This window comes from Halalkalibacterium halodurans (genome assembly GCF_005671335.1).
In the GTDB taxonomy this organism is placed as follows: domain Bacteria; phylum Bacillota; class Bacilli; order Bacillales; family Bacillaceae_D; genus Halalkalibacterium; species Halalkalibacterium halodurans.
On record NZ_CP040441.1, the window covers coordinates 3222289 to 3237670 of the forward strand.

Genomic DNA, 15382 nt, shown 5'->3' on the forward strand with positions numbered 1-15382 from the left:
TCGCCATAATAGACAAAAAAGGCAAAATAAGGAGTTATAATGAAACAATTATGGTTTTTTGGTCTAGCTCAGGCAAAAGCCTGTCTCTTTCCCATCGTGATCTTTCTGACTCTTGCGATTACAAAATTGGCAGACATCCCATTCATACCCCGCTATGATTTCATTCTACTTGTTTGCCTTCTGACTCAAGTGGTAATGATCATCTCTAAATTGGAAACGATCGATGAATTGAAAGTGATTTGTGTCTTTCATTTGATCGGACTTGCACTTGAGATTTACAAAGTTCATATGGGTTCGTGGAGCTATCCTGAGGAAGCTATCACGAAGATTTTTGGCGTTCCATTGTACAGTGGCTTTATGTATGCGAGTGTAGCAAGTTATATGTGCCAAGCGTGGAAGCGACTTGACTTACGGTTAACGAATTGGCCTCCGACGTGGACAGTTATCATTCTAAGTGGTCTGATCTATTTTAACTTTTACACGAATCATTATCTCTACGATATTCGTTGGTTGTTAAAAGTAGCGACATTGCTTCTTTTCTTCCGCACGTTTGTTTTCTTTACCGTCAATCACCGGACGTATTCGATGCCACTCTCATTGTCGTTTGTCCTCATAGGCTTTTTCATCTGGATTGCTGAAAACATTGCCACGTTCTTTGGCGCATGGCAATACCCGAACCAAGAGCATCAGTGGGAGCTAGTGAAAATCGGAAAAATAAGCTCCTGGCTCTTGCTCGTTATTGTTAGTTTTCTAATCGTTGCCATGCTCAAACATTTAAAAGAGCGAAGGCTACAAATGAAAATATGTAAAGAAGGGGCAAATGTTGACATTAAATAAAAAGGGAAGCCAAAACTCAGCTTCTCCCCTTCACATGTCAGAGATATTAATCAAGATATACCGGAATGTCGGGATTCACTCAATGTTTAAATGCGATGTCGAGTTGAGATTGTGCATTTCTCACGACCGAAAGAGGGGGCATTTCACCTTGTGCAAAAAAGCTGATGGCACTCGTTTCAATTTCTTTCTTCGGCACACCCCCGGTAATTTCACATTGGATAAACAGTTTGTATACATGATACGGGGAAGGTGGATGAGGGTGACAGGCTTTGTCAAAAACAGCAAGTAGCTTTGTGCTCTCACGTCAAGCCCCGCCTCTTCTTTTACTTCTTTTTCAGCCACCTCTTTCGGTGTTAAGTCAATGTCTCCCCAACCACCAGGTAAGTAACTTTTTTAGAAGTAGCGTGTATGACTCCCTTTTAAAGTTGTATGTATTGTTTAATTAGTTTGCTCCCTTGGCATTGAGAAGTGAATCCTTCATTTCTTCACTCAATGGGAATGGTTTTCCCGTTTTTTTGCTCACTTGTACGACCGTTCCTCTTCCAGTCATACAGATGTGGCCAGTGCTGTTTTTGATCATATAATGGAGGTCAACAGATGAGCTACCAATGTTTGCAGGCTTTACCCATACCGTTAAGCGATCATCGAAAAACACTTGTCGTTGATAATCACATTGCAAGTCTGCAACAACAATCATTCCTTCGTATTCCGGGTTCGTCCATAGCTTAAAAAAACCTAGAGATTTAAAAAAATCGGTCCTTGCTTCTTCAAAATACACAAATGTTTTCGTATTGTTTAAATGGCCGAACGCATCTGTTTCTGAAAAGCGAACCTTTACAGATGTTGAAAAACGAAATTCCGCTTCCCATAAATCCAACTGTTCAATATACGCTGGAAGTCTCATTACTTTACTCCCCCTTTGATTAGTCAAAAGCCTTTCAACTTCAAACCACCTAGTCTTTATAGCAAAACAATCGCTTCTTTGTCCTTTTTATAGGTGTAAAAAGCGAGGCTCTCCCTCATGGAAGGAAAGCCTCGCTACAAACGTCCAACATGGTAGTAGTTTCTTAGTTTGTGCTGCCAAAGAAGTTTTTGAACGACTGCAACGTAGCCGAACGGTTTAATGCCGCAATCGACGTTGTAAGCGGAATTCCTTTCGGACATGATTGAACGCAGTTTTGTGAGTTTCCACAGTTCGCAAGTCCGCCGTCTCCCATAATCGCTTGGAGTCGTTCCTCTTTGTTCATCTCGCCTGTTGGGTGGGCGTTAAAAAGACGAACTTGTGATAGCGGCGCTGGGCCAATGAATTCTGACTTGCTGTTAACGTTTGGACATGCTTCTAAGCAAACCCCACACGTCATACATTTTGAAAGTTCATACGCCCATTGACGCTTCGACTCTGCCATCCGTGGACCAGGACCTAAATCGTAGGTTCCGTCGATCGGAATCCATGCCTTTACTTTTTTCAATGAGTCAAACATCCGGCTGCGGTCAATGACTAGGTCGCGGACCACAGGGAATGTTTTCATTGGCTCTAGGCGAATGGGCTGCTCCAGTTGATCCACTAGGGCCGTACATGATTGTCGCGGCTTGCCGTTAATGACCATGGAACACGCTCCGCAAACCTCTTCCAAGCAGTTCATTTCCCAAGCAACTGGTGTGCTCGTTTCGCCCTTGCTGTTTACCGGATTTCGGCGAATCTCCATTAAAGCCGAAATGACATTCATATTTTGACGGTACGGGACATGAAACTCTTCTTCATAAGGACTGCTATCTGGGTCATCTTGACGAGTAATAATGAAACGTACGACGTTTTCGCTCATGATTTAACAGCTCCTTGCTTCTTTTGAGAGTAGTCACGCTTACGCGGTTCGATTAAGGATACATCCACTTCCTCGTATTCAAACTCTGGCGCCAACGTTTCTGGGTTGAATTTCGCTTTTGTCGTCTTGAGGAATTCCTCATCATTACGCTCTGGGAAGTCTGGCTTGTAATGCGCTCCACGGCTTTCATTACGGTTGTACGCCCCTAACGTGATCACGCGAGCGAGCTTTAACATACCATCAAGCTGACGGGTGAACGATGCCCCTTGGTTGCTCCATTTCGCCGTATCATTGATGTTGATGTTTTTATAGCGTTCCATGAGCTCCTGAATCTTCTCATCCGTTTTGAGTAGCTTATCGTTATAGCGAACGACCGTCACGTTATCCGTCATCCATTCACCGAGCTCTTTATGGAGAACGTACGCATTTTCTTTTCCATCCATTTTCAAGATGTCATCGAATTTTTCTTGTTCTTTCTTCAGTTCACCTTCAAATAAAGACGAAGGCATGGATTCTGCAGACTTTTCAAGACCGTTCATATACTCAACTGCTTTAGGTCCAGCCACCATTCCACCAAAAATCGCTGATAAGAGAGAGTTTGCTCCGAGACGGTTGGCCCCATGCTGCGAATAGTCGCACTCTCCTGCAGCAAACAAGCCTGGAATGTTTGTCATTTGATCGTAATCGATCCACATGCCGCCCATTGAGTAATGAACCGCTGGGAAAATTTTCATAGGTACTTTACGTGGGTCATCTCCCATGAACTTCTCATAAATTTCAATGATTCCACCAAGCTTAATATCGAGCTCTTTCGGGTCTTTATGAGAAAGATCCAGGTATACCATGTTTTCACCATTAATTCCGAGCTTTAAGTCGACACAAACGTGGAAGATTTCCCGTGTGGCGATATCACGAGGTACAAGATTTCCGTATGCCGGGTATTTTTCTTCGAGGAAATACCACGGTTTCCCGTCCTTGTATGTCCACACACGACCACCTTCCCCGCGAGCAGATTCACTCATGAGGCGGAGTTTATCATCCCCAGGAATCGCTGTCGGGTGAATTTGGATAAATTCCCCGTTTGCATAATATACACCTTGCTCATAAAGCTTAGCTGCTGCATACCCCGTATTGATAACAGAGTTCGTAGATTTTCCGAAGATGATTCCAGGACCACCTGTTGCCATAATCACAGCGTCAGCTGAAAAACTCTGGAACTCAGATGTTTTCAAGTTTTGCGCTGTGATGCCTCGACAGATTCCTTCATCATCGATAATAGCTGAAGTAAACTCCCAGCCCTCATACTTTGTTACGAGGCCAGATGTTTCATGGCGACGTACTTGCTCATCTAATGCATATAACAACTGCTGACCAGTTGTTGCTCCCGCAAATGCGGTACGGTGATGTTGAGTCCCACCAAACCGGCGGAAATCAAGCAAACCTTCCGCTGTTCGGTTAAACATGACGCCCATACGGTCCATTAAGTGAATGATTCCAGGCGCCGCATCACACATTGCTTTAACTGGTGGTTGGTTCGCTAAGAAATCTCCACCATATACAGTATCGTCAAAGTGCTCCCACGGAGAGTCCCCTTCCCCTTTCGTGTTGACAGCACCATTTATCCCGCCTTGAGCACAGACAGAGTGAGACCGTTTAACAGGAACGAGAGAAAAAAGCTCCACCGGGACGCCTGCCTCTGCTACCTTAATAGTTGCCATAAGACCTGCAAGGCCTCCACCGACAACGATGACTTTTCCTTTACTCATATCGACTCACTCCTTAAATGTTTGCTAAGTCCGGGTTAATAAACGCCAAGATTGCACGGATTCCGACAAATGTTAGCGCGAAGAAGATGGCGACAGTTACGTATGTCATGATTTGCTGTGAACGTGGTGATACGGTAATTCCCCAAGAGACGAAGAACGACCATAGACCGTTAGCAAAGTGGAATGTCGCTGATACAACACCTAAGATATAAAATACAAGCATAAATGGATTGCTTAAAATGTCGGCCATCATGTCATAGTTAACTTCTGCACCGAACGCTGCTTGGATTCGAGTCTCCCAAACGTGCCATGCGATAAAAATCAACAAAAAGACACCGGAGATACGTTGCAGCAAGAACATCCAGTTTCTAAAGTAGCCATAGTGGCTTGTATTATTTTTCGCTTGGAATGCTATATAAAGGCCATAAATAGCATGGTAAAGAATTGGAATGAAAATGATGAAGATTTCAAGCGCATAGCGGAACGGTAAAGATTCCATGAAGTGCGCTGCTTGGTTAAATGCACTTGCCCCTGCTGTAGCAAAGTGGTTGACGACGAAGTGTTGAATTAGAAAGATTCCAATAGGAATGACCCCTAGTAAGGAATGCAGTCTTCGATTGAAAAACTCACGATTTTCGGCCATACCGATTTCCCCCCACTGTTTTTGTTGATCCTGAATTTTCACTCTGAACCACTACAAACGAACTCCCATCCTCTCTGTATTTCTCGTATCGCACCAAACCTCCTAAGCATGTCCACTTTCATTCATTAAAACAGCACCATTTTTGTGACACGTTTTAGAAACTTTCTTGAAAAATTTCCGACAAAATTATTGTACTCCCAACGAAAAGCCGCGTCAAGAAAACGTATACAGACTGAATATTATCAATCCTCTGCACTTTCCTTTATTTTCGCGGCTTTTGTCCTTAATATTAAGAAAACCAATCGGATTACCCAATAATAATTCGTTCCGTAGGATATTTATAGTAGCTTTTTGTTTCTTTTCGGCGAACCGAGAATAAGAAAGCAATGAGCCCTACTCGCCCAATGAACATGAGCACCATTAAAATAAACTGACTCGGTAGCGACAACTCATCTGTAATCCCCATTGAGAGCCCGCACGTTCCGAAAGCTGAGGCTGTTTCGAAAATAATCGCGATTAACGGAATCGCACTCCCTCTTTCAAAGGCTGAAATCATAATGACTGCAGCAAATAAGAGCACTAGAAAAACCGAGATAACGATGAACGATTTTTGTTGATCCTCTGGATGAATTTCACGACCAAACACTTTGACATCCTGCTTACCTAAAGCAAAGCTCCGGATCGTCAAAAACATGACAGCAAGTGTCGTCGTCCGAATCCCTCCGCCCACGCTGGATGGACTAGCACCAATGATCATCAACCCTGATATGAAGAGCAAGGTCGCCAAGCTTAAGTCAGAAATGTCCATAATCGTCAAGCCACCGCTACGGGACGTAGCCGAATTAAACACAGCCGTAAATAACTGCTGATGCCACTCAAGTCCTACGAAATAGTGATTTTTTTCTAAGGCCCAAATACCGATGACCCCAAAAATAAAAACGGCAAAAAAGGTCGTCGTGGTGATTTTGGTAAATAGGCTGAACGTAAAGTTCGGGTTCTCCTTTGAAAAGTAAGCGCGCACCTCAAGGAGAACAGGAAACCCGATAGCTCCTGCAAAGATAAGCAAAATCGTTACGAGTTGAACGTAATAATCATCCGCAAATGGGATAAGCGACTCTCCTGTTATATCAAACCCGGCATTGGTGAACGCACTCAAGGCGGCAAACGCTCCTTGATAATAAGCTTCTCCAACCGTATCGAAATAGCGAATATAATATGTACCAAGAATGAGCGCACCAATGAATTCAATGGATAACGCGACAAGAAGAATGCCTCGCATTAAATTGACTAACCCTGAAAACTGATTTTGGTTTTGGTCAACCATGATGAGCATTCGTTGAGAAAGGATGATTTTTTTTCCAAATAACATCCAGACAAAGGTTCCAAGCGTCATAATTCCAATTCCGCCGAGTTGAATCGCAAGTGCCAAAAACAAGATCCCAATGTAGCTATAGGTTTCTGAAACATTCACGACCGTAAGACCCGTAACACTCACGGCACTAACCGATGTAAATAGCGCTTCCGAAAACGTAAGATTGACCCCTGGTTGTTGTGAAATAGGCAAAAATAAAAGCACACTAAATAAAAACATCGCAATGATGTATGAGACCATAATCATTCGAAATGGGGTCATAAATTGATTCAATGCTGATTTCATAAAAAATCCCTCCGCGACCACTCGCGCTTAAGTATATCATGTCCAGGATAGACGATCTATAGAGAATGGCAACAAAGTAGTTTATAATATAAGGAGCAGAAGAGAGGGATTAGTTATGAGTACAAAAGAACAAGAAACAACCATGGAAACTGTACAATTATTTGGTTACGATCTACTTCGTAACGATGTTTTGCGCGAGATCCTCGGTTCGGAGCACGATGCCATATTGTATTGGGTTGGCAAATCATTAGCTCGCAAGCATCCGATTGAAACAATGGAAGAAACGTTTGCTTTTTTTGAGAAAGCCAATTGGGGTCAATTGTCAATCCTGAAACAAAAGCGGCAAGAATACACGTTTGAACTCCAAGGCCCGTGGATGACAAAATCAGATCAGCGCTGCTATCAGCTAGAAGCCGGGTTCCTCGCCCAACTCGTTCAAAACTGGTCGGAAACGATCGCTGAGGCTACATATGTCCGAAAAAGAGGCTCTGTTTTAATCGACGTTCATACAGACAAAGGAGACAGCGTTTGATTTTTTTCAGTACCGTTCAAACATAATAGGGTGACTCACATTCATGTGGTCACCCTTTGGTTGTTTTTTTAAACTTCAACAGCAACAGCAGGCTCCTCTTCATGAAGCTTAAATTGCTCATGGAGCATTTCAACCGCCAACACCATTAACTCCTCATCAATAACAGCAGACACTTTTATTTCCGATGTACTTACCATTTTGATCGCGATGTCATTGGCTGCAAGAATTTCGAACATTTTTGCTGCTACTCCTGGATTGGATACCATCCCAGAGCCGACAATTGACACCTTTGCCAACTCTTCTTCATAATCGATGCCTTGAAACGACAGTTCCCCTTTTAATTCTTCTAGGCGAGCGAGTGTTTCTTTTAATGAGCTTTGCGTAATCGAGAAGGAAATCGCCATTCCTGAATCTGTTTGATTTTGGATAATGATATCTACATTAATCCCCGCAGCCGACAAATGGGCGAATAGGGTCGGGAGTGTGTGGATTTCATTTGGTAACCCGTGCACCGTTACTTTTGTCACATCATTTTCAAAGGCAATGCCGCGTACTAGTAAATTTTGTTCCATTGTTCCTTCCTCCTCTATCATTGTTCCTGGCTCATCTACCATGCTCGAGGCGACAAGTAACAGAATCTCATAATTTTTTGCAAATTCAACCGCTCGTGGATGAAGGACACTTGCCCCTAGGTTCGCCATTTCAAGCATCTCATCATATGAAATCGTTTGAAGCTTGCGCGCTTGTTTCACGACCCGAGGGTCTGTTGTAAATACACCTGTCACATCTGTATAAATTTCGCATCGTTCGGCCTTGAGAGCTGCGGCAATCGCGACTGCCGACGTATCTGATCCGCCTCTGCCGAGGGTCATGATCTCTCCTTGTTGATCGATTCCTTGAAAACCTGCGACGATCACAACGTGGCCTTTATCTAGTAATTCATCCATCCGCGCTCTCTCCACTTCCAAAATCCGAGCGTTCCCATGGTGTGATTCTGTGATCATCCCAGCTTGCCAGCCCGTAAGCGATGTCGCTTCCTGTCCCCGTTTATGTAGGGCCATCGCCAAAAGCGCAATCGTCACTTGCTCTCCTGTTGCTAGGAGCATATCCATTTCACGCTTTCGCGGTTCGTCTGTAATTTCGCTCGCTAATCCAACTAACTCATCTGTCGTCTTTCCCATTGCTGATACGACAACAACGACTTTCTTTCCTGAAGCAGCCGTTGCGATGATCCGGTTCGCTACATGTTCAATTCGTTGAACGGAGCCAACAGACGTGCCTCCATACTTCTGTACAATGATTGACATAGGTTTCCCCTTTCTGTTCTTCGCTTGGAAATCGCGCATAAAGAAAACAGGTTCTTAGTCAAATGTTGGGGTGGCATAGGAGGGCGAGCCCCTCTTATCCTACCCCGAATGTCTGATGTTTGAATTGATGATGCAAGAGAATACGGTTTCGCAAGCGATCATAACGCCGAAAACCAAAGGCATTTCTCTTAATCACCTTCGTTTGATTATTCAGTCCTTCAATAAAACCATTGTTTAAGCCAAACGCGAGGCTATTCAAGATCTCGGTCTGCCAGTTCTTCAGCGTCTGAATGGCTCGGTGGAACTCCTTTAACGGGCTCGCCTCCACTCTTCGGTAAAAGGCGTAGAGCCCTTGTTTCACCTCGCTCATTCGTCCTTCCCTTCCTTGCATCTTCGCTTCTTGATACCACCGACGAAAATGTTCTTTTAGCTCATACGCTTCCCTTAAATCAGGGGATAGCTCTAAGTACCGCTCCACCTTCTTCTTTTGCTTATCATCCAGTCCTTCTCTCTCTTTCTGAAACAGATGTTTGATCCGTTTACATCGTTTTCGATGATACGGATGGAACGCTTTTTGCACTCGGCGGCGAACCCCTTCCAGAGCCCAGTAGATGTAACGACAGAAATGGAACGGATCCCCAATGATGAGCGGGTGGCCTAAGGCCTTTTGAACAGCCGACTTGAAGGTATAACTAAGATCCATCACGACCGTTTTTACATGATGACCCTTCTCTTGAAGATATCGTTTAAGCGTATCGGCTTTACGATCCGGTAAGATATCCAGTGGCTTCCGTGTATCTGCATCCGCAATGATCACTTGATATTTCCCCGCATTCGTATCCCCTTTGTAATCATCAATCGCAATCCGAGGAGGAAGGTGATCCACCTTCTTCACGAGGGGGGCCGCCAATTGATCAAACCGGCGCATGGCAGTTGTCACGGACGTTTGGAATTGATTCGCTGTGTCCGTAAAGTTCTTCCCTTGAATGAGCCGTAAGCGAAACGCTTGATTCCATTCCACTGTCTGACGCTGATATCGCTCTACAAAACAGGCTTTCTCCGCAAACCGCTTCCCGCATCTGCACGCGTACCGGCGCTTTCGATAGAATAGATACACCCACCGTTCAAAGAGCTTGAGATGTTGAACTTTTTGGATGCGGTAATCATGGATTCTCTCGGTTCTCTCCCCGCAGGATGGGCAACGATGAGGCGTTCGCGGCATTTCTACATGGAGCGCGATAAAGCCCTCTCGTTCCTCCATCTTTGTGACCTTCACACCTTTTAATCCGGGCAAATCCATGGTAAAATTCATCGTACACGCAGCTCCTATCCTTTCTTTGTTTCTGGACAATTCAAGGATAATGGATAAAGGAGCCTGCGTGCATTTTTTTTGCCCCTCTTTTGTGCAAAAACCCCAACATTTATTGTAGAGCCAGAAAACAAAAACGCAACAGCAGGAAAACTCCTCACCATTGCGTACTGTACACGAAAATAAAAACGTGCGCATTCCCGTAGCTACGTGAGATAGTTCTCCACAGCACTAGTTGGGGCTAGTGTTGTGACAGCCCTATGCTTATTCAACATAGGTCCAGCGCAAATGGGAATGAGCCCCGATCTGCACTTCGGCGAATCCCCCTTTCCAACAGTCGTCAACGATTCTCATTTCTCTCAGACTGTGTACTCTTGGTTTTCGCACCTCTACCATCACTTCAAATTGAAGCGCGGTTATTCAATTGGTTAATATCTTATCAGATGGCTGGAAATCTGACAAGAACTTTTTTTTACTTAGTTTGAAGTTTGTTGTATAACGTCTCTGCTACTGACTTTGGAATGCTAAGGGCTAAAAAGTCGTCGATACTAGCTTCCTTCATTTTTTTCACTGACCCGAAATGTTTAAGAAGTTGGCGTTTCCGTTTTTCTCCGATCCCAGGGACATCGTCAAGCACCGATTGGAAAAACGTTTTCGACCGTGTTTGCCTATGGAACGTGAGGGCAAATCGATGAACTTCGTCCTGAATTCGTTGCAACAAGTAGAATTCGTGACTATCCCGCTTCAGTGGAACGACTTGCGGCGGATCACCTAGTAGCAACTGGGATGTGCGATGCTTTTCATCTTTTGCAAGCCCACAGACTGGAATGCTCAGGCCTAACTCATCGTGCAAAATTTCTTGTGCTGCAGCAATTTGCCCTTTGCCCCCATCAATAACAATTAAGTCAGGCAGCGGTCGTTGCTCCTTTAATAGACGAACGTAACGGCGTCGCACCACTTCCCGCATCGATTCATAATCGTCAGGCCCTGTTACCGTCTTGATTTTATACTTGCGGTATTCTTTCTTATTCGGTTTTCCGTCAATAAAAGCCACCATCGCAGAAACCGGGTCCGTTCCTTGAATATTTGAGTTATCAAACGCTTCGATTCTGTACGGCGTCGGAATGCCCATCGCCTCGCCGAGCTGTTCGACTGCTTTGATCGTCCGCTCTTCATTTCGCTCGATTAAGGCAAATTTTTCTTTCAAGGCCATCGTCGCGTTTCGCATCGCCACATCGACAAGTTCTTTTTTCTTTCCCCTCTTCGGAATGTGAACCGATACATCTAATAGTTGTTCTACGAGGGCTGCATCCGTCCCAGCAGGTAAAAGCACTTCCCCTGGCTTAATATGATCCTTTTGCAAATAAAACTGCCCAATGAAGGTGAGAAAGTCTTCCTCTGCTTCCTTATAAAACGGAAAGATCGATACGTCCCGTTCAATCAGCTTCCCTTGTCTAACGAAAAAGACTTGTACACACATCCAGCCTTTATCGTATGCGTAGCCAAACACATCACGGTCCACACGATCATTCACCATCATCGTTTGTTTTTCCATAACGGCTTCCATATAGCCTAGCGTGTCACGCAATTCCTTTGCCCGTTCAAAGTTCAACTCTTCGGCAGCCTTGTGCATTTTTTTCTCGAGCTCTACTTTCACTTCCTTGTGACCATACTTGAGAAAACGAGTAATTTCTTGTACCATTTGTTCATTTTGCTCAGGTGTGACTTCATATACACAAGGAGCTAGGCACTGACCAATGTGGTAATACAAACAAACTTTATCTGGTAATGTCCGGCATTTGCGCAGCGGGTACAATCGATCGAGCAATTTTTTCGTCTCATTCGCTGCCCCCGCATTCGGATATGGACCAAAATACTTCCCACCATCTTTTTTCAGTTTTCTTGTCGTGACTAGGCGCGGATGCTCCTCATTCGTCAATTTTAAATAAGGGTACGATTTATCGTCTTTTAACATGACGTTATATTTCGGGTCATGTTTTTTAATCAAGTTCATCTCTAAAATTAACGCCTCGATGTTCGACGATGTGACGATGTATTCAAAGTCGGCAATTTCTCCGACGAGGCGTTGGGTTTTCGCATCATGACTTCCAGTAAAGTAAGAACGAACGCGATTTTTTAGCACCTTCGCCTTTCCGACATAGATGATCGTGCCTTGACGATCCTTCATTAAATAACAGCCTGGCTGATCTGGCAAGACGGTGAGTTTTTGTTTAATATGATCTTTCATTTAAGCGCCACCTCTCCCTTTATTGTTGGGGAGAATGAGTATTTTTTCAAGTAAACAGGGTTCCCTTCCTATAGGAACATGAAAAAACATCTGTCCCTATGCTGAGAGACAGATGTTTTTGAATTAAAGATGTTTGTTCAAAAGCTCAGCTAATGCGTCCTTCGGTTGGAAGCCAGTCACTTGATCCACGACTTGACCGTCTTTGAAAACGATCAACGTTGGGATACTCATTACATTGAATTTGCTTGCTGTTTCTTGATTTTCATCTACATCCAATTTTGCAATCTTAACTTTATCGCCCATTTCCCCATCAAGTTCTTCTAGAACTGGAGCAATCATTTTACAAGGGCCGCACCACGGTGCCCAGAAGTCTGCAAGAACAAGACCTTCGCTTGTTTCTTGAGCAAACGTTTGATCAGTAACATTTACAATTGCCATTCGATAACCTCCTCAAAGTTGTTCAACTTTCCTTCACAATTTGCATTATACCACCGCAGAAGATCACTTGCGAACAGTTTGCTTACGGCATGACGGCAAATTCTTATTTAACATATCCGTTGAACGTGTGTTTCAAACATTTTACCGAAATTGTTATATGTTTTCAAGAAGTTTGCACTTCAGCCAGAGCTTGAGTCTTTTTTCGGGTACAAGAAGAGAGAGCTGCCGAATGACAGCTCTCCATAGCCTTAGCTTGATACGAGAACATTTTTTAGCTCTTCTGTCAATAGCGGTACGACTTCAAATAGATCGCCGACAATACCGTAGTCTGCCACTTCAAAAATAGGCGCTTCAGGATCTTTGTTAATCGCTACGATTACTTTTGAGTTGGACATCCCCGCCAAGTGCTGAATCGCACCGGAAATGCCGATGGCGAAATAAAGATCAGGGGTGACGACCTTGCCTGTTTGCCCAATCTGTAGCGAGTAGTCGCAATAGTCAGCATCACACGCCCCACGGGACGCACCAACCGCTGCTCCAAGGACATCGGCAAGCTCTTGTAAAGGCTCAAAGCCTTCCTTGCTCTTGACCCCACGGCCGCCTGCAACGATTACCTTTGCTTCCGATAGATCTACCCCACCAGTCGCCTTGCGAACAACCTCACGAATCGTCGTACGTAAATCCTTAATATCGACCATTAACGAGGAAACATCGCCTGATTTAGAGGCATCCTGCTCTAATGGAGCAATATTGTTAGGACGAATCGTGGCAAATATAATGCCTTCATTGACTTTCTTTTTCTCAAACGCCTTTCCTGAATAGATTGGTCGTGTAAAGACGATCTCGTCCCCGTCTTTTTCTACTGATATTACATCTGAAATTAACCCAGCGCCTAGCTTCATCGCGACTCTTGGCGCCACATCCTTTCCGATGGATGTATGCCCCAAAATCAATGCTTCTGGCGATTCCACGTCCAGCACTTGTAAAATTGCTTGTTGGTAAGCATCTGTCGTATATTGGGCGAGATCAGGATGGTTCACAGCAACGACTCGATCGGCTCCATAGTGGATTAACTGATTTGCGAGATCGCTTATATTTTCACCTAAAAGGACACCAACTACTTCACCGCCATTTGCGACTTCTTTTCCTGCAGCCACCGCTTCAAAAGAGACGTTCCTTAATTCCCCGTCACGCACTTCTCCAATTACGAGTACTTTTCTAGCCATATGATCCCCTCCAGTTAAATCACTTTCGCTTCAGATTTAAGCAATGAAACCAATTCTTTGACCTGTGCTTCGACTTCCCCTTCTAACACCTTTCCTGCTCCTTTTTCCGGCGGAAGAAATACATCAAGCGTCGTCGTTTTTGCTTCCACATCTTCTTCTTCAAGGTCAAGGTCGTCAAGATCTAATGTTTCAAGTGGTTTCTTCTTTGCTTTCATGATGCCTGGTAGCGATGGATAGCGCGGCTCGTTCAGCCCTTGCTGAGCTGTTACAAGCAATGGCAATGACGCTGCAACGGTTTCTTCGTCCCCTTCTACATCACGAACGATTGTCGCCTTCCCATCTTCAATGTCCAAGCTCGTAATCGTCGTTACTTGTGGAATGCCTAACAGCTCCGCGACACGGGGAGCCACTTGTCCTGATCCTCCATCAACCGCTACGTTTCCACCGAGAATAATATCAAACTCTTGATCTTTTAAATATGCTGCTAGCAAAGTAGCTGTAGTATATTGATCCAGTTCATCTAATTCTTCACTATCAATAAGGACCGCCTTATCTGCCCCCATCGCAAGGGCTGTACGCAATTCTTTTTCTGCTTCTTCTTCTCCTACCGTTACGACTGTCACTTCTCCACCATGCTTGTCACGAAGAACAATTGCTTCCTCAATCGCATATTCGTCATAAGGATTAATAATGAACTCTGCACCGCTATCATCGATTTGCCCACTGCTAATCGAAATCTTTTCTTCTGTGTCAAAAGTACGCTTCATTAATACGTAAATGTTCATGTATGAGTCCCTCCCTAGTAATTATTGATCGTTAAAGTTCGGCTTGCGCTTTTCTAAAAAGGCTTGAATGCCTTCCTTTCCATCCGCAGAGTCGAAAGCTTTACCAAAAAGCTCCGCTTCTCGTTCAGACCCTTCTACGAACTTGTCGTCGCAAGCGTATTGAACGAGTTCAAGCACCATCGCTGTCGTGATTAGACTTTTTGCTGCGATTTTTTTCGCCAATGCTTTTGCATCATCGATGAGCGTTTGCTCAGAATGTAGGGAATTAATAAGACCTAAAGTTTTTGCTTCAGATCCAGTGATCGGTTCGCTCGTCAACATCATTTCCAACGCTTTTGCTCGGCCAACGAGACGTGGCAAGCGTTGACTGCCAGCAAAACCTGGGATTAATCCGAGCTGCAACTCTGGTAAGCCGAGCTTCGTATCTTCCGTGGCTAGCCGAATGTGACACGCCATTGCTAGCTCAAGCCCTCCGCCAAGGGCGGCCCCATGAATTGCCGCAATAATCGGTTTTGAGAACGCTTCCATTCGATCAAAAAGACGTTGGCCCTGCTTTGCTAGTTCTGCAAATTCTGAGCCATCCTTCACCTGCAAAAATTCCTTTATGTCTGCACCTGCTGCAAAAAATCGTCCTTCCCCGTGGAGGAGAATAACACGTACGTGATCGTCTTTTTCCACCTGCGTGAGAATGTGATCAAGCTGTTCCAATACCCTTCGAGATAGGGCATTGGCCGGCGGTCGTGCAATCGTAATCGTCGCAACACCGCCTTCGTCAATGGCAAGCTTCAAAGGTTCCACATCTATCACTCCC

Annotated in this window: 14 protein-coding genes, 1 pseudogene and 1 riboswitch; of the genes and pseudogenes, 2 read left to right on the top strand and 13 right to left on the bottom strand. The window is 44.5% G+C overall.

What is annotated here, in order from left to right:
- The first annotated feature begins 39 nt into the window (after positions 1-39).
- Positions 40-837, top strand: coding sequence for a DUF817 domain-containing protein (locus FED51_RS15690; protein WP_053430558.1), 798 nt, complete (start codon positions 40-42; stop codon positions 835-837).
- 79 nt (positions 838-916) lie between these two features.
- Here FED51_RS15690 and FED51_RS21425 read toward each other — a convergent pair.
- The 6 genes and pseudogenes from FED51_RS21425 to FED51_RS15720 form a co-directional block, all read right to left on the bottom strand.
- Positions 917-1221, bottom strand: a pseudogene (locus FED51_RS21425) (NUDIX domain-containing protein); the annotation flags it as partial.
- 58 nt (positions 1222-1279) lie between these two features.
- A complete protein-coding gene (locus tag FED51_RS15700; RefSeq protein WP_010899234.1) occupies positions 1280-1741 on the bottom strand; it encodes an acyl-CoA thioesterase in 462 nt (153 codons plus the stop codon).
- A 163-nt stretch (positions 1742-1904) separates the two neighbouring features.
- Positions 1905-2660, bottom strand: a complete 756-nt coding sequence (gene sdhB / locus FED51_RS15705) for a succinate dehydrogenase iron-sulfur subunit (RefSeq protein ID WP_053430556.1) — start codon at positions 2658-2660, stop codon at positions 1905-1907.
- On the bottom strand, positions 2657-4426 hold the full coding sequence (gene sdhA, locus FED51_RS15710; protein WP_053430555.1) for a succinate dehydrogenase flavoprotein subunit: 1770 nt from the start codon (positions 4424-4426) through the stop codon (positions 2657-2659). Before sdhA ends, sdhB begins: the two co-directional genes overlap by 4 nt.
- Before the next feature lie 13 nt (positions 4427-4439).
- Positions 4440-5069: a succinate dehydrogenase cytochrome b558 subunit gene (locus tag FED51_RS15715; RefSeq protein WP_010899237.1), complete on the bottom strand. Its 630-nt coding sequence runs from the start codon at positions 5067-5069 to the stop codon at positions 4440-4442.
- 307 nt (positions 5070-5376) lie between these two features.
- Entirely contained in the window at positions 5377-6726 is a 1350-nt protein-coding gene (locus FED51_RS15720) for a TrkH family potassium uptake protein (RefSeq protein ID WP_083445472.1), read from the bottom strand.
- A 115-nt stretch (positions 6727-6841) separates the two neighbouring features.
- On the opposite strand from FED51_RS15720, the gene FED51_RS15725 reads away from it, so the two are divergent.
- On the top strand, positions 6842-7258 hold the full coding sequence (locus tag FED51_RS15725) for a YslB family protein (protein WP_010899239.1): 417 nt from the start codon (positions 6842-6844) through the stop codon (positions 7256-7258).
- A gap of 68 nt (positions 7259-7326) precedes the next feature.
- Here FED51_RS15725 and FED51_RS15730 read toward each other — a convergent pair whose 3' ends face one another.
- The 7 genes from FED51_RS15730 to FED51_RS15760 form a co-directional block, all read right to left on the bottom strand.
- Entirely contained in the window at positions 7327-8565 is a 1239-nt protein-coding gene (locus tag FED51_RS15730; protein ID WP_053430554.1) for an aspartate kinase, read from the bottom strand.
- Between the two features lie 94 nt (positions 8566-8659).
- Complete coding sequence (locus tag FED51_RS15735) at positions 8660-9877, bottom strand: ISL3-like element IS651 family transposase (RefSeq protein ID WP_138090673.1); 1218 nt, start codon at positions 9875-9877, stop codon at positions 8660-8662.
- 205 nt (positions 9878-10082) lie between these two features.
- A riboswitch (Lysine riboswitch) is annotated at positions 10083-10274 on the bottom strand.
- 72 nt (positions 10275-10346) lie between these two features.
- The gene (gene uvrC, locus FED51_RS15740; RefSeq protein WP_053430553.1) at positions 10347-12122 is read right to left on the bottom strand and encodes an excinuclease ABC subunit UvrC; all 1776 of its coding nucleotides are present in this window, start codon (positions 12120-12122) and stop codon (positions 10347-10349) included.
- Positions 12123-12245: 123 nt separating this feature from the next.
- Positions 12246-12560 (bottom strand): thioredoxin, encoded by a 315-nt coding sequence (gene trxA / locus FED51_RS15745; RefSeq protein ID WP_010899242.1) that lies wholly within the window; start codon positions 12558-12560, stop codon positions 12246-12248.
- Positions 12561-12808: 248 nt separating this feature from the next.
- Positions 12809-13786 (bottom strand): electron transfer flavoprotein subunit alpha/FixB family protein, encoded by a 978-nt coding sequence (locus FED51_RS15750; RefSeq protein WP_053430552.1) that lies wholly within the window; start codon positions 13784-13786, stop codon positions 12809-12811.
- Positions 13787-13800: 14 nt separating this feature from the next.
- Entirely contained in the window at positions 13801-14571 is a 771-nt protein-coding gene (locus tag FED51_RS15755) for an electron transfer flavoprotein subunit beta/FixA family protein (protein ID WP_053430551.1), read from the bottom strand.
- 21 nt (positions 14572-14592) lie between these two features.
- A complete protein-coding gene (locus FED51_RS15760) occupies positions 14593-15369 on the bottom strand; it encodes an enoyl-CoA hydratase (RefSeq protein WP_010899245.1) in 777 nt (258 codons plus the stop codon).
- Positions 15370-15382 lie beyond the last annotated feature (13 nt).